The sequence below is a fragment of the Telluribacter roseus genome (assembly GCF_017355915.2).
GTDB lineage: Bacteria > Bacteroidota > Bacteroidia > Cytophagales > Spirosomataceae > Telluribacter.
The window spans coordinates 279,200-303,545 of sequence record NZ_JAFEUV020000004.1 but is presented as its reverse complement, the minus strand read 5'-3'; the positions used below and the strand labels follow the sequence as shown (position 1 = coordinate 303,545).

23 protein-coding genes and 1 other RNA gene are annotated in these 24,346 nt (G+C 48.7%); 13 read left to right on the top strand and 11 right to left on the bottom strand.

Annotated features, from left to right (window positions below; all coding sequences use genetic code 11):
* Positions 1-338 precede the first annotated feature (338 nt).
* Positions 339-3,383 carry an ATP-binding protein gene (locus tag JTN23_RS10390; RefSeq protein WP_247234608.1) on the top strand — a complete coding sequence of 1,015 codons (3,045 nt, stop codon included), beginning with the start codon at positions 339-341 and terminating at the stop codon, positions 3,381-3,383.
* Positions 3,384-3,453: 70 nt separating this feature from the next.
* Here the strand turns inward: JTN23_RS10390 and JTN23_RS10385 are convergent, their stop codons facing one another.
* The gene (locus JTN23_RS10385) at positions 3,454-4,485 is read right to left on the bottom strand and encodes a hypothetical protein (RefSeq protein ID WP_247234606.1); all 1,032 of its coding nucleotides are present in this window, start codon (positions 4,483-4,485) and stop codon (positions 3,454-3,456) included.
* A 345-nt stretch (positions 4,486-4,830) separates the two neighbouring features.
* Here JTN23_RS10385 and JTN23_RS10380 point away from each other — a divergent pair, with 345 nt between their 5' ends.
* From JTN23_RS10380 to JTN23_RS10360, 5 genes are all read left to right on the top strand, one after another.
* The gene (locus JTN23_RS10380) at positions 4,831-5,418 is read left to right on the top strand and encodes a Crp/Fnr family transcriptional regulator (RefSeq protein WP_247234604.1); all 588 of its coding nucleotides are present in this window, start codon (positions 4,831-4,833) and stop codon (positions 5,416-5,418) included.
* Positions 5,419-5,485: 67 nt separating this feature from the next.
* Entirely contained in the window at positions 5,486-6,622 is a 1,137-nt protein-coding gene (locus JTN23_RS10375; RefSeq protein ID WP_247234602.1) for an FAD-dependent monooxygenase, read from the top strand.
* Positions 6,623-6,796: 174 nt separating this feature from the next.
* The gene (locus JTN23_RS10370) at positions 6,797-7,366 is read left to right on the top strand and encodes a DUF4256 domain-containing protein (protein WP_247234600.1); all 570 of its coding nucleotides are present in this window, start codon (positions 6,797-6,799) and stop codon (positions 7,364-7,366) included.
* 177 nt (positions 7,367-7,543) lie between these two features.
* Entirely contained in the window at positions 7,544-7,846 is a 303-nt protein-coding gene (locus JTN23_RS10365) for a nucleotidyltransferase family protein (RefSeq protein ID WP_262918496.1), read from the top strand.
* A complete protein-coding gene (locus JTN23_RS10360; RefSeq protein WP_247234596.1) occupies positions 7,836-8,171 on the top strand; it encodes a HepT-like ribonuclease domain-containing protein in 336 nt (111 codons plus the stop codon). The genes JTN23_RS10365 and JTN23_RS10360 overlap by 11 nt, the downstream gene beginning before the upstream one ends.
* Positions 8,172-8,409: 238 nt before the next feature.
* Here the strand turns inward: JTN23_RS10360 and JTN23_RS10355 are convergent, their stop codons facing one another.
* Together JTN23_RS10355 and JTN23_RS10350 are read right to left on the bottom strand one after the other, a co-directional pair.
* The gene (locus tag JTN23_RS10355; protein WP_247234594.1) at positions 8,410-8,856 is read right to left on the bottom strand and encodes an FKBP-type peptidyl-prolyl cis-trans isomerase; all 447 of its coding nucleotides are present in this window, start codon (positions 8,854-8,856) and stop codon (positions 8,410-8,412) included.
* 243 nt (positions 8,857-9,099) lie between these two features.
* Positions 9,100-10,065: a c-type cytochrome gene (locus JTN23_RS10350; protein ID WP_247234592.1), complete on the bottom strand. Its 966-nt coding sequence runs from the start codon at positions 10,063-10,065 to the stop codon at positions 9,100-9,102.
* Between the two features lie 265 nt (positions 10,066-10,330).
* On the opposite strand from JTN23_RS10350, the gene JTN23_RS10345 reads away from it, so the two are divergent.
* Positions 10,331-10,549: a hypothetical protein gene (locus JTN23_RS10345; RefSeq protein WP_247234590.1), complete on the top strand. Its 219-nt coding sequence runs from the start codon at positions 10,331-10,333 to the stop codon at positions 10,547-10,549.
* Complete coding sequence (locus tag JTN23_RS10340) at positions 10,543-10,980, top strand: type II toxin-antitoxin system VapC family toxin (protein WP_247234588.1); 438 nt, start codon at positions 10,543-10,545, stop codon at positions 10,978-10,980. Before JTN23_RS10345 ends, JTN23_RS10340 begins: the two co-directional genes overlap by 7 nt.
* A gap of 7 nt (positions 10,981-10,987) precedes the next feature.
* Here JTN23_RS10340 and lpxB read toward each other — a convergent pair whose 3' ends face one another.
* Complete coding sequence (gene lpxB / locus JTN23_RS10335) at positions 10,988-12,103, bottom strand: lipid-A-disaccharide synthase (protein ID WP_247234587.1); 1,116 nt, start codon at positions 12,101-12,103, stop codon at positions 10,988-10,990.
* 163 nt (positions 12,104-12,266) lie between these two features.
* Complete coding sequence (locus JTN23_RS10330) at positions 12,267-12,686, bottom strand: 6-pyruvoyl trahydropterin synthase family protein (protein WP_247234585.1); 420 nt, start codon at positions 12,684-12,686, stop codon at positions 12,267-12,269.
* 189 nt (positions 12,687-12,875) lie between these two features.
* On the opposite strand from JTN23_RS10330, the gene rfaD reads away from it, so the two are divergent.
* From rfaD to JTN23_RS10315, 3 genes are all read left to right on the top strand, one after another.
* Positions 12,876-13,841, top strand: coding sequence for an ADP-glyceromanno-heptose 6-epimerase (rfaD, locus tag JTN23_RS10325; protein WP_247234583.1), 966 nt, complete (start codon positions 12,876-12,878; stop codon positions 13,839-13,841).
* Between the two features lie 127 nt (positions 13,842-13,968).
* Positions 13,969-15,414, top strand: coding sequence for a Fe-S cluster assembly protein SufB (sufB, locus tag JTN23_RS10320; RefSeq protein ID WP_247234581.1), 1,446 nt, complete (start codon positions 13,969-13,971; stop codon positions 15,412-15,414).
* Between the two features lie 112 nt (positions 15,415-15,526).
* Complete coding sequence (locus tag JTN23_RS10315) at positions 15,527-17,758, top strand: monovalent cation:proton antiporter family protein (RefSeq protein WP_247234579.1); 2,232 nt, start codon at positions 15,527-15,529, stop codon at positions 17,756-17,758.
* Here the strand turns inward: JTN23_RS10315 and JTN23_RS10310 are convergent.
* On the bottom strand, positions 17,755-18,633 hold the full coding sequence (locus JTN23_RS10310; RefSeq protein ID WP_247234577.1) for a 1-aminocyclopropane-1-carboxylate deaminase/D-cysteine desulfhydrase: 879 nt from the start codon (positions 18,631-18,633) through the stop codon (positions 17,755-17,757). The two genes, JTN23_RS10315 and JTN23_RS10310, sit on opposite strands and share 4 nt — an antisense overlap.
* 89 nt (positions 18,634-18,722) lie before the next feature.
* Here JTN23_RS10310 and JTN23_RS10305 point away from each other — a divergent pair, with 89 nt between their 5' ends.
* Positions 18,723-19,757: an RluA family pseudouridine synthase gene (locus tag JTN23_RS10305; protein WP_247234575.1), complete on the top strand. Its 1,035-nt coding sequence runs from the start codon at positions 18,723-18,725 to the stop codon at positions 19,755-19,757.
* Between the two features lie 81 nt (positions 19,758-19,838).
* Entirely contained in the window at positions 19,839-20,282 is a 444-nt protein-coding gene (locus JTN23_RS10300) for a GNAT family N-acetyltransferase (protein ID WP_247234573.1), read from the top strand.
* A 61-nt stretch (positions 20,283-20,343) separates the two neighbouring features.
* On the opposite strand, the gene trmD is transcribed toward JTN23_RS10300, so the two are convergent.
* The 5 genes from trmD to rnpB form a co-directional block, all read right to left on the bottom strand.
* Positions 20,344-21,021 carry a tRNA (guanosine(37)-N1)-methyltransferase TrmD gene (gene trmD / locus JTN23_RS10295; protein ID WP_247234571.1) on the bottom strand — a complete coding sequence of 226 codons (678 nt, stop codon included), beginning with the start codon at positions 21,019-21,021 and terminating at the stop codon, positions 20,344-20,346.
* A complete protein-coding gene (gene rimM / locus JTN23_RS10290; protein WP_247234569.1) occupies positions 21,011-21,580 on the bottom strand; it encodes a ribosome maturation factor RimM in 570 nt (189 codons plus the stop codon). The genes trmD and rimM overlap by 11 nt, the downstream gene beginning before the upstream one ends.
* Positions 21,581-21,683: 103 nt before the next feature.
* Positions 21,684-22,223, bottom strand: coding sequence for a 30S ribosomal protein S16 (locus JTN23_RS10285; RefSeq protein ID WP_247234567.1), 540 nt, complete (start codon positions 22,221-22,223; stop codon positions 21,684-21,686).
* A gap of 144 nt (positions 22,224-22,367) precedes the next feature.
* The gene (locus tag JTN23_RS10280; RefSeq protein WP_247234565.1) at positions 22,368-23,876 is read right to left on the bottom strand and encodes an OmpA family protein; all 1,509 of its coding nucleotides are present in this window, start codon (positions 23,874-23,876) and stop codon (positions 22,368-22,370) included.
* Positions 23,877-23,930: 54 nt separating this feature from the next.
* Positions 23,931-24,335, bottom strand: an RNA gene (gene rnpB, locus JTN23_RS10275) — RNase P RNA component class A.
* Positions 24,336-24,346: the final 11 nt, after the last annotated feature.

Here is a 24,346-nt window from a genome sequence, read left to right as displayed (position 1 = left end):
CGAATAGGCTCACTCCAAATTGCACAATCCACTAGCAAGGCAGGCACCCGTTCCAAACAAGGTTGATGCTATACAAGTTGCTGTTATAAGAGGTTGATTTGTATTCCCTCAGCTAAGAGAAAAAGTATGGCTGCGGAGTAAAAAGTACACACAGCCAGTGATCCGCTGGACTCATGAATCGAGCTGAAACTTAGTTTTTAATCAGGTACAACCCTTTGAATAGCTTTCCAGGTGTATCTTTGCTTTCCTGCTGACAGTGACTAAGAAGCAATCCAATAATTTGAAACAATATTGATCGGCACCTCCTTTAATCAACAAGAGAACGACGAAGAATTCAGATGACAAAAAATAGTTTGCGGAACCAGGAAGAGCTCCACTTTCTGCAGGGCGGAGGAGAGATGGGTAATTTGATCCGTCAGTACGACTGGACTACCACTCCTCTTGGACATCCCCAGGGCTGGCCAAGAAGTTTACAAACCTCCATAGGTACCATGCTGGGCTCTCCTTATCCGATGTTTGTCTGGTGGGGAAGGGAAATGATCATGTTTCATAATGATGCGTATGTTCCTGTTTTGGGCAAAAGACATCCGGAGGCTCTGGGAAAATCAGGCCCGGTCGTCTGGGCTGACGTGTGGGAATTTATCGGTCCGCTCATGTATGATGTCCTGGATCATGGCAAAGCCTGTTATTTTGAGAGGCAGTTGTTGACCCCTGAGCGTAAAGGGTTTAGAGAGGAGACCTATTTCACCTTTTCGTATAGTCCTATACCCGATGATGAAGCCGGAGTGGGTGGTGTTTTCTGCGTATGTTCAGAGGATACCAGGCAGGTACTGAGCCAACGGCGCCTCGCCACATTAAGCCAGCTTTCCGAGCTTACGGCGTCTGAGAATACCAGGGAGGTCTTCCGAAAATCTTCCGAGATATTATCGGCCAATCTGAATGATATGCCGTTTGGATTATTCTACCGGATGACCGAGGATGGCAAAGCAGCCACGCTGGAAGGAGCATTCGGCGTGGATAGCGGCGCCCCCGTTTCACCTTCATCCATTCATGCGGAAAGTAACGGCCTACAGGCCTGGCCCCTCTTTCACAGAAATACTGCGCCGGGTGTACCTGTATTGATCAATGATCTGGGTCAACGGTTTTCATCACTTCCTGCCGGTCCCTGGGAAGAGGCGCCCCGGCAGGCAATGATCATTCCAATCCTGAAATCCGGTCAGGAACAACTGGTCGGCTTCTTTATCTCCGGCATTAGTCCAAGACTGGAGTTTGACGACGACTACCGAAGTTTTATTTCCCTCGTCGGTGGACAGGTATCAACAGCCATAGCCAATGTATCGGCGCATGAGGAAGAGCGGATACGTACCGAAAAGCTGATTGCACTTAACAAAGCCAAAACGGATTTCTTCAACAATGTAAGTCATGAGTTCAGAACTCCGATCACCCTAATGCTGGGGCCATTGGAAGAACTACTTAACGAAGGGGAGAATACCCATACGAAAAAAGACCTCGACAGGCTGACCACTGCCTACCAGAATTCACTGAGGCTGTATAAACTGGTGAATAGTTTACTTGACTTTTCGCGTGTGGAAGCAAACAGGGCCCAGGCTTCTTTCCAGCCCATTGATTTGTGCCAGTATACATCAGAGTTGGCCAGTGCTTTTCAATCCGCCATAGAGAAAGCTAATCTTACTTATGAGATCGAGTGTGGGCCTGTTTCAGAACCCGTTTATGTGGACCCGCAACTATGGGAGAAAATCATACTGAACCTTCTTTCCAACGCACTCAAGTTTACCTTTGAAGGAAAAATAAGGATTGAGCTGGTGGAAACAGAAACGGGTCCCAGGCTTTCGGTACAGGACACAGGTGTGGGCATACCCCAAAAAGAATTGCCGAACCTGTTCAAGCGGTTTCACCGGATAGAAAATATCCGCTCACGTTCTTATGAAGGTACTGGAATAGGACTTGCCCTGGTTAAAGAGCTGGTGGAATTGCACGGGGGAAGGATCGAGGTACAAAGTACTGAAGGCAAGGGAACCACTTTTACCATCAACCTGCCTAAAGGGAACGGTCATCTGGATAAGAATAAGATCAGGGAAAAAAATGGCTCCCAGCCGTCAGGCACAACTGCAGAGGCATTTGCTCAGGAGGCCCTACTCTGGACCGCCAATGATGCTGGTCATACAGCCGGAGAAGGTCCGCAAACAGAACAGCAAGAAACTATCATTCAGGATGATAACATGGTCAGCATTCTGCTGGTAGATGATAACGCCGACATGCGCAGTTACCTGAAAAGAGTCTTAGGCCCTTACTGGAAGGTGACCACTGCGAAAGATGGTCTGGAAGCACTGGAACTGGTAAAACAGGCAAAGCCGGACCTGGTGGTAAGCGATATCATGATGCCCCGGATGGATGGTTTTGAATTACTGACCCGGATCAGGCAGGATCACACGATCAGCCATATTCCGGTTATTCTGCTTTCTGCCCGTGCCGGTGAAGAGGCCACGGTGGAAGGTCTGGAAAAGGGGGCGAATGATTACCTGGTGAAGCCTTTTTCATCCCGGGAACTGGTGGCAAGGGTAAAGACCCAGCTGGATCTGAACAGTACAAAAGCATTGGCAGAAAAACTGGAAAAGCTGGTGGAAGAACGTACGCAGGAGTTGCAGCGGTCTAACCAGGACCTGGAGCAGTTTGCGCATGTGGTGAGCCACGACCTGAAAGAGCCGGCCCGTAAAATAAAGATCTTTGGTGGTCTCCTGACTCGGGAAATGGGTGATGAGTTGCCTCCTACCGCAAAATCATATCTCGAAAAAATCGAAAGTTCAGCAGACCGTTTGTATGCCCTGATCGATGGGGTACTGCAATACTCCTCTGCTGGTGCGTCAGAATTGAAGTTCGATCGTGTCAGCCTGTCGGAGATTATGGAAAGTGTAGAAAGTGATCTTGAAATTGTGATCCAGCAAAAGGGTGCAACTATTCACTATGAAAACCTGCCGGAGATCAATGGCTCCCAAGTCCTGTTCCAACAGTTGTTCTACAACCTGATCAACAACTCGCTGAAATTTTCAAGGCCTGGCATTCCACCCTTCATTCAGATCACTTCCGGAATGGCCGATAGAGCAGAAGTAATCAGGAAAGGTCTTTCGGTGAATAAAACATATACACGGATCTGTATCCAGGACAATGGGATCGGTTTCGCCCAGACCCAGGCAGATAAGATATTTAAGTCATTTACCCGCCTTAACCCCAAGGACAAATACGAAGGAACCGGTCTGGGTTTGGCTTTGTGTAAAAAGATTGCGGAACGGCATGGAGGCACTATCTATGCAGAAGGGAAGGAAGGTGAAGGAGCGAGCATTATTTTACTAGTACCTGAGGATTAGCCTTTAACCATGCCCGGTATAAAGGCAGCCCTGGGATATCACTGATAACACCAACATAGGGGCAGAGCGTTTATCTAACTAAAGTAAAAGCACGCTGATTATCCCCTACCCATTTGTAGGTGTAGATGGTACTTTGCTGTTGCCCGTCTTTATCCCTGCTATTGTGCGATATGTAAAATAATCCATTGCCCAAAGGACACAGACCGGTAGCTCCCCACTTAAAGTTCCATCCCCGAATACCTGTTGCAGGGTCTTTGGGACCGGCTTCCAGCAAAGAGAGTGTCTTGACTTTAACCTTCTTATTTTCAGACGTTATATACCCTTCTTCGGGCTTCCTTTTGCCATCAATGACAAACAGATCATAGTTAGGAAAATGCGCTTTCGCTCCCCGGTATACAGCCGCAAACAAATGCCCTGTGGATGGATCATAAGCCAGATTCTGGATGCCATACCGCGTGCTGCCTGTTTTTACAAAATATTTTTCCAACGGCTTTTCCGGTCCGGAATGGTGCAGGTTATCCTGCGATAGTTTCTGTGCATACCGTTCCCAATCGCTTACATCGTATTTCAAAATAACCTGATGGTCATTATCCGTCCTTGCCGTATCACCATACACACCGTAGGCCACGTAAAGAAACTTCCTGGTACCCTGTGAGCTACCCATAGCGGGTGCAAAGGCAACTCCGTCTATTCCTGAACAGGCAAACCGGTGCGGCCTTTCTTCATGGCCATCTTTCACCTTGGCTGTATAATCAGTCACGGCCTCCCGGATATATACCGTACGTAACACATCTTCTTTTTCGGCATCCATGTCCGGACGCACAATCCGCGATCCATCAAATAGGGCAATATAAAATCCGCTCTCATTCCTGGTTTTGGCTCCCAATTCCTTTACTATGCCCTTCCCTATTTCATCATTTTTGTATTCCAATGAACCATATATCTTCCCGTCATCGGTAATATCCAGATCGCCAAGATGCCCGACAAAGCCTGTTACACTCCCTACTAACTTGCCCGATAGATCCGTTTTAACCAACCTATCCGTAAATGAAAAGTAGACATACCCGTTTGTTTTATCCACCACCACGCCCTGTACATGCAATCTGCCTTGTTTACCTGAATAAACAGAATCAGGTAGGTGTACAGTTTGTGAATGTGACGGCAGTGCCAGTGATATAAGAACAATAAGGCATAAAACGAATCTATTCATCTTTTTTAGAGCTACGTTAGATTGGGCAAATATAATTATCATAAGAATATCCCCGCCGGAGGTGTAATAGTAGAAGCCTATAAGATGGATAAAATATTGCCCTGCTGACCATCCGCCGTCAGGCGAAGAGAACTACCTTCCGCGGATCCTGGGATGGAAAGAGCTTAGTGATTAAACCCGTGCATAAGTACGCTTTTTAAAGCGAAAGACCTAAATGAAGCATTCGATCAACAAGCTATGACTCAGGGAACAGAACATGTCTCGCCGGTGACGTCAGCCATTGCCCGACTGAGTCCCTTATCAGCTATAGAGGTGGAAGCCCTCGAGAAGATCATACATCGCAAGCAGCTCCCCAGGAACACCGATCTTCTGAAAGTAGGCCAGGTCTCCTACCATATGTACTTTGTGAACATAGGACTGGTTAGGGTGTATTATCATCGGGATGACCTGGACGTAACGGATTATTTCGCCATAGATCAGCAGTTTATAGGGGGCGTGGAAAGCCTGTTCACCCGCCAGCCTTCCAGGAAAGCAATTCAGCTCATCGAGGACTCTGACCTCTACTATTTTTCAGCTACCGACTTTGAAGCCTGCTGCCTGAAGTACCATGGCATCGAGACGGCGGCCCGCAAGCTGGCTACCTTTGCTTTTCTGGAAGGCCAGCAACGGATAGAAAGCATACGGTTCTATTCGGCCAAAGAACGCTACGACGAGCTGGAACGGAAGTACCCTGGCATCAGTAATCGCTGTCCCCTCAAGTACATCGCCTCCTACCTCAACATCACCCAGGTTAGTCTGAGCCGCATCAGAGCAGGTACGCAATAATTAACATATGTAAAATCTATTCTGATGATTTCCGCTGACCTTTGTGAGGTAATCAGATACAGCACACATGAAAATTGGAATCACAGGTGGCGGCATAGCAGGACTTACGACCGCCATCGCTTTGAAAAGAATAGGTATACATGCCGTCGTGTACGAGGCAGCACCCACAATAAAAGCCGTGGGAGCTGGTATAGGCCTGGCCGCCAATGCCATGAAGGGTTTCCAGAAACTGGGGATCGATCATGCTATCATGCAGGAGGGCCGGCTGTTGGATGCGCTGGTCATCAAAGACGAACGGGGTAGACAGATCACCAAAACGGATACGCTGGCCTCCAGCCAAAAGTACGGCGCCGATAACTTCACCATTCACCGGGCCAGGCTTCACCAGGTGCTGATGTCGTACCTGGACGACGCAGACGTACATACCAACAAACGTCTTCTCCACTTCGAGAGAAGCGGAAGTAAAGTTCAGCTCCACTTTGCGGATGGCTCCCAGGAATGGGTAGATTACCTCATCGCCGCAGATGGCATCCACTCGCCCGTACGGCAACAGCTATTACCCACAGCTACTACCCGATACGCCGGATATACCTGCTGGCGCGCGGTGATTGACTACCCTGCCGATCACCTTCGGGAAGCCAGCGAAACCTGGGGCCCTATGGGACGCTTTGGGGTAGTTCCGCTCAAAGACAACAAGCTGTACTGGTATGCCTGTGTCAAAGCCAGAGAGAATGATATCCGGTATAAAAACTTTAAAGTTGATGACCTGCTCCAGACTTTCGGTAGCTACCATCCCCCCATACCGGAGGTACTCCAGAATACCCGAACCGAGCAGCTGATTTGGAATGACATTGCCGATCTTGCTCCGTTGCCGCAGTATGCTTTTGATACGATCCTCCTGATCGGCGATGCGGCCCACGCCACCACGCCCAACATGGGGCAAGGTGCCTGCCAGGCCATCGAAGACGCGGTGATCTTGGCGGATGTAATACAAAGAGCTCCTACCCTACCTGATGCCTTTCGGGAGTTTGAAAGGCTCCGCATGGCCAGAACGCAGTACATCGTAAAGCAGTCGCGACTCATAGGGGTAGTGGCACAGCTACAAAACAAGCTGATCGGAGGGCTCCGCAACAGGCTGATGCGTGCCCTACCGGCCAGTGCTCAGCAGAAGCAACTTGATAAGGTACTAGGTGTGGAGTTCTGATCTTTGGGTACATACAAGGTACTTGCTAAACACTTCCATTACGTCTAATTCCCTCAGCCTTTCATTCCCTCAAGAAGGGTCACATTTTCAGGCTTTAAAATAGGGTTTAGTTGACTAACCTCCTGAACTTTTATATTTTACCTCCAAAATATAGATACATAGAAAGTACAAAGTATGGCAATGGAAAAAACAAAGGAGCTGTCACCCGAAGAGCAGGAAGAACTCCTCCGCACGTTGAAAAGCCGGTTTAACAAAAACAAACATCGGCATGAAGGTCTGGAATGGGGCGAAGTACAGACCAGGCTGGAAGCTGATCCTGAAAAAATGTGGTCTCTCCACATAATGGAAAGCACCGGTGGCGAACCGGATGTGGTAGGTCAGGCTACCAACACGGGTGAATACCTTTTCTACGATTGTTCCGCCGAAAGCCCTAAAGGGCGCCGAAGTGTTTGTTACGACCTTGAAGGGCTAGAGTCCAGGAAAGACCATCCACCAGCCGATAATGCTATGGATATGGCGGCTGCCATGGGTATTGAACTCCTGACGGAAGAGCAGTACCGGGAGCTGCAGCAGTACGGAGAGTTTGATCTTAAAACATCGAGCTGGCTTCAAACACCTGCTGCTATCCGGAAACTTGGTGGGGCCCTCTTCGGTGACCGTCGCTACGACCATGTCTTTGTGTACCACAATGGAGCACAATCGTACTACGCCGCCAGAGGCTTCCGCGGCTTGCTTAGGGTCTAGCTTTAAGTCACTGGTGTAGTATTGGTTCTGACAGTTGCCTTTTCAGCAATAGGTACTCTGCGAGCTGTTGTACTTCAAATTCTTTACCATCGCGAAACCGTGGAAGGATTTGTAAATATTCTTCATCAGTATTTTATACTTCTGAAAGCAGTAACTTTGTAAGCAATACTAGCCAAAATGAGCCCACTCGATCAATATAGCAATATCATAAGATCTTTGTGCGAGACACATAAGGTGAAGCGGCTATATGCCTTCGGGTCAGTATTAACGGATAAGTTTACCGACCAAAGCGATATTGATCTTATAGTTGACTTTGAGCCCGTGGCCCTACAGTACTACGCGGACAACTACTTCAGCCTCAAATTTGCTCTTGAAGACACCCTTCATCGGCCTGTGGACTTGCTGGAAGAAAAAGCCATAAAAAACCCATACTTCAGAAAAGCTGTTGAACAACAGCGCCAGCTAATCTATGGAAGTTGAGATCAAAGCCTGGGCTTACGACATTCTTAGTGCAATACATGAAATAGAAATTTTCCTGGGTACTGAAGGGGACTTCACTTCTTTCAAAGAGGACTTGAAGACGAAAAGAGCCATTGAGCGAAATCTGGAAATTATTGGTGAGGCTATGAGCCGCATTCTGAAAAAAGACCCTGAGGTTAAGTTTACAGATTCCCGCAAAATTGTTGAAACACGCAACAGGATCATACATGGTTATGACTCCGTTTCTGATGAGATTATCTGGAGCATAATTACTACTAATCTGCCAAAGCTCAGGGAAGAAGTAGAGCGGTTTTTGGACGAATAACCTACTTTAATCTCTGTTCCATTGCTCTTAGCTGCCTACCCTTTACAGGCAGGTTTGAAATTAACAGCCTATACCTAAGAGGCATCAACGTACGCAAATAGGTATATAACGCTCCCAGGTGCTGCAATGACAGGACAATAGATGTCTGAAAAACAGCTTAAAAGCTTACTGATAAAAACGCCAGCTTTGGCTAAAAGCTGGCGTTTTTATCATTTATAAGTCATAGTAAATGATCCCGCTAATCCACCGAAACAAGATCAATCTTAAAGATCAGGATCGAGTTAGCCGGTATACCCTGTTGGGCCTGCGCTCCATAAGCCAGACTGGGTGGTAGATACAGCGTAATACTTCCACCGGGACTAATGAGCGGAATGCTCTGCTGCCAGCCGAGAATGAGCCGGGATAAGTTGAAGCTTACATCATCAGCAGTCTCGAAGGTACTCCCATTCGTCAGCGTACCCGTATAATTAACCGTTACATCAGAGCATAAAGTAGGTTTGGGACCTGTGCCGGGGGAATGAATGGTGTAATAGAAACCCCTTTCGTCAGCCGTGGCATTGATTCCAGCCGTATCAATAAATTGTTTCAGAGCAGCTACTTCGCTCTGAGGTGCCTTTGTGGTAGGGATAGTCAGACTGCACTCAGCCGGATCAGTCGAATCGTCCTTCTGACAGCTACTAGCCATTAACATACAGGTAAGTAAAAGCAAACCATTCCATTTCATTCCCATAATCGTCGTTGATCAAGTGGTCGTACCTAGTCTTAACTATCCGGATGCATAATAGTTCGCCGGCAGTAGTTCGATAGCGGGACAAGTTGATCCATAGCCTTACTAAATTATATCATATGGAGAGTTGAGGAAATCGCAAGATTTCCCAACTCTATGTAGGATACCTTGAACTTTACCCCATGTGATTGCTCCTATCCCCTATCCTTTACTAGCCGGTCTAAACTTCTCTACCTTCTGTTTGATAGGCTTCAACGTCCGCAGGTAAGCATACATCGCTCCCAGATCCTGCTCGGACATACCGCTGTAGAACGTCCAGGGCATGATGGTATTGAAGCCATCGTGTACTTCAAAAGGAACGAATGTACCAGGTTGATACGATTTGAAGCGGGAGATGAAGGATTCTTTGGTCCAGGAGCCTAACCCGGTTTCAATATCAGGCGTAAGATTGGCGGAGGTGAGGGTACCAGCTGGCATTTTGAGGCTTACCCCTCCCGCGAAGCCCTTGCTCTTGATGGGCATACCCATGCGGCGCTGGGTGTGGCAATCGTAGCAGCCGGCTGCACCTACCAGGTACTTTCCATACGCTACGGTATCCTGAGGCGAGGGCATGGCCTGGTGCTCGGCCCTACGGGTCATCTTCTTGAAGACGGGTTTGACCACAGCCATCGGCCTGGATTCAGGTACGTCATTCGTAACGGCGGGAAGTGTACGCAGGTAAGCAATGATGGATTTTACATCTTCGGAGTCCATCTTTCCGTAAGCCAGGTAAGGCATCATGGGCATGAGGGCTTTGCCATTCTTTGATACCCCGGAGGTCATAGCGCGATAGATCTCGCCATCCGTCCAGTTGCCGAGGGCGTGGGGCGTGATGTTCTTGCCGTAGAAGGTACCGGGCAGCCCCATCTTCTTGTCGAATACCTCTCCCCCGCCTCCGAAGGTACCTGCTTTGGCCGGACCGGAGAATCGGGTGTAGTCGCGCTGGGAGTGGCAGTCCATACAGACCGCTACATTATTGGCGAGGTACTTGCCGCGTTCTACGCGTTTGGGAGTGATTTCTACTTTGAGGTCGGGAGCTGGACCGATTCGTTTCTGATAGCTGGTGCAGCTAGAGGCCGCGACAAGGCAGCCCATCAGGATTAATGAGTGTACACGTACTTTTTTCATGGCTAAGTATTGATTCTACTAAGCCACAAAAGTAACTGATCTACCTTTTGATTGAATTACCGCTCATCCACCCGTTTCAGCCATTCAACAGGTACTTTACCATAAGGGCACCGGCCCGCTCGGAGGCACCGGGTCTACATGCAAAAACAAAAAGAATATTTATATATATTGGACAACAGAACTCTTGATACCCTCTCTGTACATTGGTGTCTACCATTGGCAAAGATTTTTAGAGCTTTATTGTAACGTATGAAATATAACCTGTATGGCATCAGCAAACTTAAACGACATACTTTCTCAGGTAAAACAGCTTGACAAGGAAGACCAACTCACGCTACTGCAACGGATGGCTTATCTGCTCAAAAGAGGAGAAGCGACAAAAACCACTCCTATGCGACTGACTTCACTCTCAGGCCTGGGCAGCGAGATCTGGAAAAATACAGATGACATTGATCGCTATATTGACGGAGAAAGGGAATGGTAGTTAAGGATTTTGCTTCTAAAGTAGTCTTTCTTGACACTGCTCCCTTGATTTACTTTATTGAAGGCAACAGTACCTATCAGTCGATTCTTAAAAAACTTTTTGACTTTAATGATAAAGGAGCCTTCACGTTTGTCACTTCTTCCGTTACACTTCTTGAAGTGTTGGTAAAACCTTTACGGGAGGGACAGACAGCGATTGCCAAACAATACAGAGACATCCTGACCAATGCACCGAGCATAGAGGTACTTGATGTTACTTCTGCAATCGCCGAACACGCCGCACGGTTAAGGGCCAAATACAATGTAAGAACACCGGACGCTATTCAACTTGCAACCTGTATTGAAGTGGGAGCAGACTACTTTTTGACAAACGACTATAGATTAAAAACAGTGAGTGAAACAGTAGTTGTGACAGTCATGGAATTGCAATAGTGGAACGTCAGCCATTCAACAGGTACTTTACCATCAGGGCACCGGCCCGCTCGGAGGCACCGGGTCCACCCACCAGCTCCTGGAGCCGGGCGTAGTCCTGTAGCTGCTCCTGACGCTTGATACCATCCGGTAGTATAGCCCGTAGTTCGTCTACCAGTTGTTGGGTATTCAGTTCATCCTGAATCAGCTCCCGTACCACCTCCTTATTCATGATCAGATTGACCAGCGAGATGTAGGGTACCCGGATCAGTCGCTTGGCAATGGCATAGGAGATGCCACTGGTGCGATAACACACTACTTCGGGTATGTTGAGCAAAGCCGTCTCCAGCGTAGCGGTACCTGAGGTAACGAGTGCCGCTTCGGCCACCGAGAGGATATCGTAGGTAGCTTCAAAGACGACCTGTACATGGGGCAGGGCCTGGTACTTTTCGTAGAGTGAAGCGGGGAGGTTACGTACTCCTGAGATAATAAACTGGTACTCCGGAAAATGGGGCTGCACCGTCAGCATAGTGTCCAGCATGTTGACGATCTCCTGCCGGCGGCTCCCGGGCAGCAGCGCCACTACCGGCTTATCTGATGGTATACTGTGCTTAGTTCTGAAGTCCGGATCAGGCTGGAAGGCGGCAATGGCATCCATCAGCGGATTGCCTACGTAGTCCACCTTGTAGTCGTAGGTGCTGTAAAAGTCGGTTTCGAAGGGGAAGATCACGAACATGCGATCTACGTAAGCCTTGATCTTAAGGGCTCGCTTCTGATTCCAGGCCCATACTTTGGGCGAGATGTAGTAGTATACCTTGATGCCGCGCCGCTTGGCAAAGGAAGCGATGCGCAGGTTAAAGCCGGGGTAGTCGATCAGGATCAGAGCGTCGGGCTTCTGCTCGAGGATATCTTTCTTGCACTTCTTCAGGAAGCCCGAGATCTTCCTCAGGTTAAGTACCACTTCCAGAAAGCCCATGAAGGCGGTATCTTTATAGTGAGTGACCAGCTCCATACCCGCCTCCGCCATCATATCACCTCCCCATCCTCTAAACTGCGCCTGCGGGTCGTGCTGCTTGATTCCTTTGATCAGATTGGCTCCGTGTAAGTCGCCCGAGCGCTCACCGGCTATGAGGTAGTACTTCATTATTAGTTAAGAGTGATAAGCGAAAAGTGAAAAACGACTTGCAGCCGTATTGGTAATTAAAACTTTTAAAACGAAAAGATAGAAAAGCTTTTTCACTCTCATCCAGAGACGGACCATTTTTCGTTTTTCATTTCTCACTTTTCACTGCTGCGGCAGACCGTTTCTATTCCCCGTAATACTCGACCCAGTTTTTGGGAGTTTCGATGAGCTTGATGTAGTGGAGCTGGGCGTTGGGGGCCGCCTGGGCAATGGCCGGTGCCAGTATCTTCCAGATCTCCATGACAAATATTTCGCAGGAAGCCATCTTGCCCTGCATGAAGTCTACATCAATATTCAGGTTCTTGTGGTCTACCTTCTCTACTATCTCCTGCTTGATAATATCACCAAGTACCTTCAGGTCTATCACAAAGCCCGTCTCCGGATCGGGCTTACCTTTTACTGTTACTATTATCTCGAAGTTGTGTCCGTGAAAATTGAGATTGGCGCACGGACCGAATACCTCCCGGTTTTTTTCGTCCGACCAGGCCGGGTTATACAGCCGGTGAGCCGCATTGAAATGCTCTTTTCTGGTTACATATATCATGATACTCTTTCCTTCTAAATCAGCCACAAAATTACACCTTATCCCGTTAGTTCGGAATTGTTTAAGCCATCAGACTAAAAAAAATCCTACTTTTCAGGTACAAGTATGGTAGATTGATAGCCGTAATTATTTTAACTTTACCATTTGAACCAATTAGCCGTTCTTACTATATACTCATAAACTACACGTATGATCGTTGTCACGGGTGCTGCCGGTTTCATAGGCAGTTGTTTAATCAGTAAACTAAACCAGGAAGGTTTTAATTTCATCATTGCCGTTGATGATTTCTCCAAGATTGACAAACTGGATAATCTGGAGGGAAAAACTATTCAGGAACGCGTTGAGCGGGATCAGTTTTTTCCGTGGCTCGATCAGAACCACGAAGATGTAGAGTTCATCTTCCACATCGGAGCCCGCACCGACACCACCGAGTTTGACCGGGATATCTTCGAAGAGCTGAATGTCAGCTACTCCAAGGAAATCTGGAAGCGGTGTGTGTCTTACCAGATTCCGCTCGTATACGCCTCATCGGCTGCCACTTACGGATTAGGCGAACTGGGCTACGATGATAACGAATCCATTATCCCCCAGCTCAAGCCCCTCAACCCCTACGGCGACTCCAAGAATGAGTTTGATCAGTGGGCGCTGGCGCAGGAGGAGAAGCCTTTCTTCTGGGCGGGTCTCAAGTTCTTCAACGTATACGGTCCCAACGAATTCCATAAGGCCCGTATGGCTTCGGTGATCTTCCACGCCTACAACCAGATTAAGGCCACCGGTAAGATGAAGCTGTTCCGCTCCCACCACCCCGACTTCAAAGACGGTGAGCAGATGCGTGACTTTGTGTACGTAAAGGATGTAGTGGAAGTATGCTCATTCCTGATGCACCACCGCAAAAACTCCGGTATCTATAACCTCGGAAGCGGCAAGGCCCGTACCTTCCTGGATCTGGTGAAGAATACCTTTTATGCCATGGACATGGAGCCCGACATTGACTTCATTGATACACCGGCCGATATCCGCGACAAGTACCAGTACTTCACGCAGGCCAACATGAGCAAGCTACTGTCGATTGGCTACTCACGGCCGTTCCATACGCTGGAAGAAGGTATTGAAGACTACGTCAAAAACTACCTGATTCCGCACAAATACTATTGATTCTCAGTCCAGGTACATTTAACGTCCTTAACTATTCCAAATTTTTACGTAATTTTGGCATAGTCCAAAACTCAAGTCACATACTCTTTGTTATCTTTTTGAGCAAATGTAGGTGACAATTATTACTATGAGCAAAGAAGCAGAATTATTAGAAGAGATCACCAGTTCGGAATATAAGTATGGCTTTGTTACGAATATAGAAGCTGACGAAGCCCCTCCCGGCCTGAATGAAGATATTGTACGGTTCATCTCCGCTAAGAAAGAAGAGCCCGAGTGGATGCTGGAATGGCGTCTGAAGGCTTTCCGTCTGTGGATTCAGATGGTAGAACCCAAATGGCCTAACGTTACTTATCCGCCGGTTGATTTCCAGGCTATTAAGTACTATTCCGCGCCCAAGAAGAAAAAGAAGGTTGAGAGCCTTGACGATATAGATCCTGAACTACGTAATACTTTTGAGCGTCTGGGTATCTCCCTGGACGAGCAGAAGCGTCTTTCGGGTGTAGCGGTGGACGCTGTAATGGACTCTGAGTCTGTATTTACTACGTTCAAATCCAGTCTGAAAGAGAAAGGAATTATATTCTGTTCCATTGCCGAAGCTGTACGTGAGCATCCTGAGCTGGTAAAGAAGTACCTGGGATCGGTAGTACCAACTAAGGACAACTACTACGCCGCGCTTAACTCGGCCGTATTCTCGGATGGTTCGTTTGTATATATTCCCAAGGGTGTTCGTTGCCCGATGGAGCTTTCTACCTACTTCCGGATCAACGCTTCGGGTACCGGTCAGTTTGAGCGTACGCTTATTATTGCCGACGAAGGCAGCTACGTAAGCTATCTGGAGGGATGTACCGCTCCTATGCGTGACGAGAACCAGCTGCACGCGGCTGTAGTAGAGATCTTCGCCCACGAAAGTGCCGAAGTGAAGTACTCAACTGTACAGAACTGGTACCCTGGTGACGCCAATGGTAAAGGTGGTATCTACAACTTCGTAACCAAGCGTGGCTTGTGTGACGGTGCCAACTCCAAAATCTCCTGGACTCAGGTAGAAACCGGTTCAGCCATTACCTGGAAGTACCCCTCGGTAATTCTGAAGGGTGACAACTCCATCGGTGAGTTTTACTCAGTAGCCGTTACCAACAACATGCAGCAGGCGGATACGGGTACCAAGATGATCCACATCGGTAAGAATACCAAGAGCCGCGTGGTATCCAAAGGTATCTCAGCCGGAAAGAGTCAGAACTCGTACCGCGGTCTGGTGCAGGTATTCAAGCGCGCCGAAAACGCCCGTAACTTCTCGCAGTGTGACTCGCTCCTGCTGGGTGATCGCTGCGGAGCTCATACCTTCCCGTACATCGAGGTAAGTAATCCTTCGGCTACAGTGGAGCACGAGGCAACTACTTCCAAGATCGGAGAAGATATCCTGTTCTATTGCAACCAGCGCGGTATTCCTACCGAGCAGGCTGTGGCCCTTATCATCAATGGCTACGCTAAGGAAGTACTTAATCAGCTTCCGATGGAGTTTGCGGTAGAAGCGCAGAAACTACTCGAAATTAGCCTGGAAGGAAGTGTAGGTTAATACCTTCTTCTGGTAACTTATAGTATCAATAGAAAAAGCCTTTGCCTCTGGCAAAGGCTTTTTCTATTATATTGCAAGATGTAAATAGTGCCCTGTCCCTAGCCCGATACCTATGAACCACATTCCACAGCTAATCTCTGATCTGGCCCTGATACTGGGAGCTGCGGGAGTTACAACCATTCTTTGTAAGAAACTAAAGCAGCCACTCGTGCTGGGATACGTCCTGGCTGGCCTTTTGGTAGGTCCCAACTTCCCCATATTCCCAACCATACTGGATCTTGAATCAATCAGGATCTGGGCCGAAATCGGGGTTATATTTCTCCTGTTCAATCTGGGTCTTGAATTTAGTTTTAAAAAACTGGTACAGGTAGGAAGTACCGCTGCCATAAGCGGCCTCTTTGAAATCTTCTTCATGCTGCTGAGTGGCTATACCGCTGGTCGTCTGATGGGTTGGTCCTTTACCGATAGCCTGTTTCTGGGAGGTATCCTGGCCATTTCCTCCACTACCATTATCATCAGGGCCTTTGATGAACTACGGGTCAAGACTCATCAGTTTGCCAGCGTGGTAATGGGCATACTCATCATCGAAGACCTGGTAGCGGTATTGCTCATGGTATTGCTTTCTACCATGGCTATCAGTCAGCAGTTTGTGGGAGTCGAGATGCTGGCCTCAGTAGGGAAGCTCATGTTCTTTCTGATCCTGTGGTTTCTGAGCGGCATTTTCCTGTTCCCTTCCTTCCTTCGGTCCTTCAAGAACCTGATGAATGATGAGACCATCCTGATCACCTCCATTGCCTTGTGTTTTATGATGGTGGTCATTGCTACCAAAGCGGGCTTTTCGGCGGCTTTAGGCGCTTTTATCATGGGCTCTATCCTGGCTGAAACCACTCAGGCCGAACGCATTGAGTACCTGCTCAAGCCCGTCAAGGAGCTTTTCGGCGCTATCTTCTTCGTATCGGTTGGTATGTTGATTGATCCGTCAGTACTGGTAGAGTATGCGCTGCCCCTATTCTTCCTGGTACTGATTGTGATGGTAGGAAAGACAGTATTCGTATCCATAGGAGCACTCATCGCAGGTCAGCCGCTACGCACCTCTATTCAGGCCGGATTGAGCCTCTCGCAGATCGGTGAATTTTCGTTCATTATTGCCAACCTTGGCCTGTCGCTGGGGGTTGTGAGTGAATTTCTGTACCCCATAGCCGTGGGGGTATCGGTTATCACTACCTTTACCACTCCCTACATGATCCGGGCCGCCGATCCGGTCTATAATCTGGTACGACGGAAAATGCCCGACCGATGGTACCAGGCCCTGAACCGCTATACTAATACCACCCAGACCATCAACGAGTCCAGCCACTGGGATGAAGTACTCAAAGACTACGCGCAGGTCATCATTACCAATTCGGTAGTCATTGTAGCGCTGCTCCTGATTGCCTCCAATGTACTGTTTCCCATTGTACAGCAACGAATGGCTAATCCGGTACTGGGAGGTATCATTACTGCCATACTGACTTTGCTGAGCATGGCTCCCTTCCTGTGGGCGCTCATTTTTAAAAGGTCGAAACGCAGTTCTTACAAAGCCCTGTGGGTAGACCGCAAGTTTAACCGGGGACCGCTGGTATTGCTCGAGCTTTTACGGGTAAGCCTCGCCCTGCTGTACGCTAGCCTACTGCTCAATACCTTTTTCTCCATTGGTGTGGCTACCGTTATCACGGGGCTAATTATCGTGCCGGCGTTTGTGCTATTCTATCAAAAGCTCCAGCAGTTTTACAACCGCATTGAATCCCGCTTTATCCAGAACCTGCACTCCCGCGAGCAGGACGGAAAGTCCAATTACATACTACCGCCCTGGAACGCGCACCTAGCTTTCTTCAACATCAGCCCTGACTCACCTCTGGTTGGCAAATCGCTGCTTAAGCTTAAACTTCGGGAAAAATATGGGATTAATGTAGTTATGATTGAGAGGGGTAGTAAGCGTTTGCTACTGCCCAACCAGCACGAAGTACTTTTCCCCAGCGACCGCATCGAAGTGATAGGTACCGATGAGCAGCTAAGCGTGTTTCGTTCGCTGGTAGAGACAGTCAATACGGATGGAAAGATATTACTCGCCGACGACAATCCAATCTCTCTGGAACATATCAAGGTTCTAAGTACCCATACCTTTACCGGCAAAACCATTCGCGAAAGCCGAATCAGGGAATTTACCAACGGATTAATTGTAGGACTGGAACGGGAAGGTACCCGCATTCTGAATCCCGATTCTACAGAAATTATCAATCCGGGTGATGTGATCTGGATTGCCGGTGACAAGAAGCTCATCCGCCAGATATTCCAGGTGGCCTAGTCTACCTGGTTCAGGCTGGCCAAGCGCCCTTGTAGCCCTCCGGTATGTACCGCTACCAAAGTACTGCCGGGGGTGAAGTACCCCTTCCGCATCAGATCGTATAGGCCAAACAGCATCTTGCCCGTATACACCTGCTCGAGGGGGATTTGGTGCTGCTGTTCAAAACCTCGGATAAAGTCCAGCAGCTCGGATGTATAGCGGGCGTAGCCACCAAAATGGTAGTTGGTAATAAGCTGTAAATGCGCTGTGAGCGCTTCCTTCCCTACCAGCGTATTGATTTCCTCCCGCAGAAAACCTCCTCCTTTGAGGGCCGAAAAGGCCAATACGGGAGCCAGGGCAGAAAGTATGCCCGCGGTGGTACCTCCGGTTCCGGCGGCTACGGCAAAATAGTCAGGCTGCCCGATTAACTGCGCTTCTACCTCCTGGACCATCTCCCTTACACCCGGCAGGGCCAGCTCATTGCTTCCACCTTCGGGAACCACAAAGATATTTCTATGCTGACCCAGCAAGGAAGCTACCAGTGCACCCTCGTCTTTGTGCCGGTACTCCTCCCGGCTTACAAAGTGGAGCTGCATCCCCTGCTCCTGACAGTATTGCAGCGTGGGCGAAGACTGGGGCGTCAGTTCATCTCCCCGCACGATCCCGATGGTACTGAAGTCCGCAACCGAACCGGCGGCTGCCAGGGCAAACAAATGATTGGAATAAGCGCCTCCGAAAGTAACCAGCGTGTTGTAGCCCAGCTCGCGGGCCCGGACAAGGTTGTACTTAAGCTTGCGCCACTTATTACCCGATACCACCGGATGAATAAGATCATCGCGCTTGATCAAAAGCCTCACTCCTGCCTTCCGGACTACCTCATCATGAAGCTCTTGCAAGGGGGTTGGCTGGGTTGGGGTCAGGAAGTCCACGTTTTCTGCTATTTTTGCGGTTTGCAAAGATACATAACACAACAAAGCTGAGCTGAATGTCACAGGAAGATATAGATCGTAACGGTGCCGACGAAGATGAGGACTTGTATGAGCATTACCGCATTGTGGCTGATAAAGGTCAGGGGCTGATGCGCCTGGATAAGTACCTGAGTCTGCACGTGCCTAATGCCACCCGGACCAAGATCCAGACGGGTATCGAGACCGAAGCCGTTAAGGTTAATGACAAACCCACCAAGGCCAGCTATAAGATCAAGCCGGGGGATGTTATTACGCTGTCACTTCCCGAGCCTCCGCGCGATACCGAAATTATCCCCGAGGATATTCTGCTGGATATTCTGTACGAAGATGATGAACTAGTCATTGTGAACAAACCGGCCGGGATGGTAGTACACCCGGCCCACGGTAACTGGAACGGTACGCTGGTTAATGCCCTGGTATATCACTTCCAGCACCTGCCTACCTCGCGCAATGGAGAGATCCGTCCGGGGCTGGTGCACCGTATTGATAAAGATACCTCGGGCTTACTCGTAATCGCCAAAACCGAGTATGCCATGACGCACCTGGCCAAGCAATTCTTTGATCATACCATCGAACGGACCTACTATGCGCTGGTATGGGGGGAGCCGAAGGAAGCAAAGGGAACGATTACCGGACACATCGGACGCAGCCCCAAGGACCGCCGGGTAATGGCTGTGTTTCCGGATGGCTCCCAGGGAAAGCACTCCGTAACCCACTATGAAATCCTGAAGCCACTGCGGTACGTATCCCTGATCAAATGCAACCTTGAAACCGGACGCACGCACCAGATCAGGGCACACATGCAGTACCTGGGCCATCCGCTATTCAGCGACGCTACCTACGGGGGTGATAAGATTCGACGGGGTACTACCAGCGGCAGCTACAAAGCCTTCGTCGAAAACTGCTTCCAGATTATACCGCGCCAGGCCCTGCATGCCAAGTCACTGGGTTTTGTGCATCCACGGACCAAAGAGTGGGTCCAGTTTGAAACAGATCTGCCGCAGGACTTTAAAGACGTACTGGCGAAGTGGGAAGGCTTTGTCAAGGTCTGACTCTATTTATTTCGTTTAATTTTTTATTTATTATCTACTAAATATATAGCTTCGCGGCTTATTCATCACTAAAAACCACCCATGAACATTACTACCCGTCAAGGTACCCGTGACGACATACCTGCCGTATTTGAGCTGGTGAAAGAACTGGCTCTTTATGAAAAAGCCCTCGATCAGATAGCCAATACTCCCGACCGAATGGCTCAGGATTATGATGATAAGTTGTATGATTTCTTTGTGGCTGAGGCCGACGGGAACATCATCGGCTTGTCTCTATACTACTTCCGCTACTCGACCTGGAAGGGTAAACGCCTGTACATGGAGGACATTATCGTTACTGAATCTATGCGGGGTAATGGTATTGGCAAGCTCCTGTTCGATGCTACTGTACAAGCTGCCCGCGACACCAACTGTACCGGTATGATGTGGCAGGTACTTAACTGGAACGTATCAGCGGTGGGCTTTTACCGTAAGTACGGCACCCGCTTTGACGATGAGTGGGTAAACTGTAACCTGGACTTCTAGTAGAGTACTTAAAGTAGAAAAGCCCGCACTACTGCGGGCTTTCCTGTTAATTCACTTCATTCTATTCATTCAGCAGATCAGGACGACGCTGCCGCGTGCGTTCTACCGATTGCTGATAGCGCCAGTCTTCGATCCTGGCTTCGTGCCCTGACAGCAATATATCCGGTACCGTGTTGCCTTCAAAATCATAAGGACGGGTATACACCGGAGGCGCCAGGAGGTTGTCCTGGAATGAGTCCGTAAGGGCCGACGTTTCGTCATTAAGTACGCCAGGTACCAGCCGGATAATGGCATCGGCCAGTACGGCAGCCGCCAGTTCACCTCCCGAAAGTACATAGTCGCCTATGCTGATCTCTTTGGTCACGAATAGGTCCCGCACGCGCTGGTCTACTCCTTTGTAGTGCCCGCACAGCAGAATCAGGTTCTGTTTCAGAGAAAGGCGATTGACAATTCCCTGCTGTAGCCTTTCACCATCCGGAGTAAGATAGATTACCTCATCATAGGTGCGTTCGCTTTGCAGTGCCCGAATGCAACGGGCTATGGGCTCGATCTGAAGTACCATACCGGCTCCACCACCAAACGCATAGTCGTCTACACTCTTATGCTTATCGGTGGAGTAATCCCGAATGTCATGAATACAAACCTCAACATGCCCCTTGTCCTGCGCCCTTTTCAGTATAGAATGTGCGAAGAAACTATCCAGCAGGCGGGGTACGCAGGTAATAATATCAATCCTCATCGTCTTCGGATAAATCATCAGGATCCGTATTTGGACCCAGGTATACGTCCAAGAGGCCTTCAGGCAGTTTTACCAGTACCTGCTTCTTTTCATGGTCAGCACTGATCACGATATCATCCACAATCGGGATCAGTACCTCGCTACCCTGGTAATCCATAGCGATCAGATCCTGGGTGTTGGGCGTATAGATAGCTCTTATGATTCCTAATTCACCCAAGGCTTCATCCACTACGCTGTAGCCCTGAATCTGGTGGTAGTAAAACCCACCCTCCCCTAATTCTTCCAGCTCCTCGATCGGCATATACAATGCGCTACCTACCAGAGCCTGCGCCTGCTCGATCGAATCAACGTCTTCCAGTCGTACAATCGCCTTATTCTGCTTCTGGATATTCATATCCTCCACAAAATACGGCACAAGCTCGCCTTTTATTTCTACAAATAAGGATTCTACCTCTTCGTAGTCTTCCGGATAGTCTACATCCAGATGTATCGTTACATCCCCCTTGGTACCGTGGGTTCGAACAATGTACCCCAGCAGGTAATAGTTTTCGTGTGCCAAGATCTGTTCAGTTTATAGTGTTTAGAAAAAACTGTCTCCTATAAAACAATATGAGTCTGTACGGCAAGCCGACAGACCCATATTCATAATAATTATACCGGAATTATTCCGCCGATTGCTCTTCGGTTGCCTCATCAGCAGCGGCCACTTCGCCAGCTTCTTCTGTTGCAGCCTCTTCAGCTGGTGGGGTGTTCTTCTTGGTGATAGCTTCCAGACGAGCCTGGTTAACTTTACGCTCAGCGGCAAGTCTGTTTTCTTTTTCAGCATCCTGCTTCTGAGTCTTAACATCAGCAGCTGCAGTCTTTCTGTCTTCTTTTGATTGCTTCCAATCTTCAAAACGAGCATCCGCTACATCCTGAGTGATAGCTCCTTTGATCACACCTACCTGTAGGTGCTTACGGAGCAACACTCCTTCGTGATGAAGGATTGAGCGGGCTGTGTCAGTTGGCTGAGCACCTTTCAGTAGCCAATCTACAGCTTTGTCCGTAGCCAGTACAATCTGAGCCGGATCGCTGTTAGGGTTGAAAGTACCTAGCTTCTCAATAAAGCGACCATCACGTGGTGCTCTGGCGTCAGCTACTACGATGTCATACATCGCTCTTTTTTTGCGTCCACGACGCGCTAATCTAATTTTTACAGCCATTCTGCTAAAATTGTTATGATGGGGATCTCGTCCCCGGGTTAAACAGGGTGCAAATTTACTAAATCTTTCTGTAAATCCACCACCTGTACATCAAAAAAGGGATCTGATGTCTCAGATCCCTTTTTTGATGTATGAAGTAAATTCTTAGTTCTGACGGTAACCTGCTGGATACGTTGAGCGCAGGGTATTCATTGGCTCAATCTTGATCTCTACACGACGGTTGGCCTGCAGACCCTCAGCAGAGGTGTTAGGTGCCAGCGGGCGGTACTCACCGTAGTGCTCGATCAGGATACGCGATGGATCAGTCAGACCTGAACGAACCAGGAAGCGCTTAGCAGCTTCAACCCGACGACGTGACAGCGCCATGTTGTAAGAGTATCCGGCACGGGCATCCGCGTGTCCTACGAGTACAATGCGGCAGTTAGGACGCATGTTCAACAGCTCAACTACCTGATTCAGTACAGTCTGAGAAGCCGAACGAATGGTAGCTTTATCAGTATCAAACTCGATGTTGCTGAAAAGAGCTTCGCACTCATCCTTAGGCAGGTTGTTACGAATCGCATCGCGGATATAACGATCCAGGTCAATGGCTACCCCACCCCCTGATACTACGCTACCGGCTGGTGTGTTGGGCTCTTTATCGAACAGATCAGCTACACCGTCGCTATCGGAGTCAGTATACAGACGTGGATCCACTGGCTTAGGCATATTGGCTTTGGCGATCGAGTCGGCGTCTTCCATAGTTGGGTTGTATGGAGGTGGTACCAGAGCTCTTGGATCAGCCCAACGCAGGTGGTAACGGCCTTGTGAAATGTCGTAAACTCCATTTTTAGATCGTACGGCATTACGTCCAAGTTTGTAAGTCAGCGCGATAGCACCATACCCCCACTTATCCTGCTTTGACTCACCTTTGTAGAAACCAAAGATACCTTGTGAAGTAACGTGACGGGTAATGTCACTGGCAGTAAGGTCAAGTTTTTCGGTATTAACGTGGTTGATGGTGAAGTCAACACCAATGTCGAAACGCTTAGTTAGCTCGTAGTGGATAGCCAGACCTAGTGGTATAACGTATTCGCGTGTATACAGCGTACCGTTACGATCCCAGCTACCAGCGGTTGTTGAGCTGGCCTCGGTGTTGGACGAAAGAATCAGCTCGTTGGTGTTCATGTCATACACATCCGTGTGGAAATACATAACACCAAAACCAGCGTGTGCATCGAACTTCCAGCGGCGTAGCTTGTTGAATCCAAAAAGCAGACGGTTCAGGTTCATGGTACCATCGATGGTAGCCTGAACAAACGATGGGCTTTTGAAGTACAAATCCCGTGAAGTAGGTACGGTTTCGCCAGGAGCCAGGCTCATATAGCCTCTTCTGGATCCTGTAAGACTACCGTTGAAAACAGTAAGTTGGGCACCAAAAACCGGCGTAATCTGCTTGTTAAGAGATAAACCCCATACTCCTGTAATATCCTCCCTTTCTCCACGTTTGAAGTCATACTGGCTTAGATCACCAAAAAAACGTGTTATACCACCGTAACCGGTGACAGACCACGTATTCATTTTGTTATTCCCTTCGTAGGTATACTGAGCAAAAGCATTCGAAGCGAACAACGACAAGCAGGATAAAACAACGTAAAGTTTCTTTTTCTTCATGAGGAAACACCAGTTATGTGATTCAATAATTTCAGCTTTAATAGCGCAATCCGAAAGTTAAATAAGCCTGTAAGCCGGATTCTGTCCCCCGAATTGCTCCGGGGCTCCTATCATTTGTCTGGGACTTCGGTCACCCGAAGCCTCTAACGACCTACCCGTACTGAGGCCCCACCGAAATGGATACTGGAACGAGCAGCCCCAAACTCAGTACCTATTTGGCCTTTCAGCCCGTAAGGTTTACCCTGCCTCCATCGTCACCGATAAAGCGGTGGTCTCTTACACCACCTTTTCACCCTTACCCAGCATTAAAATATCATGCCAAGGCGGTATATTTTCTGTGGCACTGGCTGTCAACTGATCGTCACCAATCAGCTGCCTTCCCGTTAGGAAGTACGGCACTCTGTGCTGTCCGGACTTTCCTCCCCGATCAGAAATCGGAGCGATAGGACGGCTTATTCACTTCCGTTGGC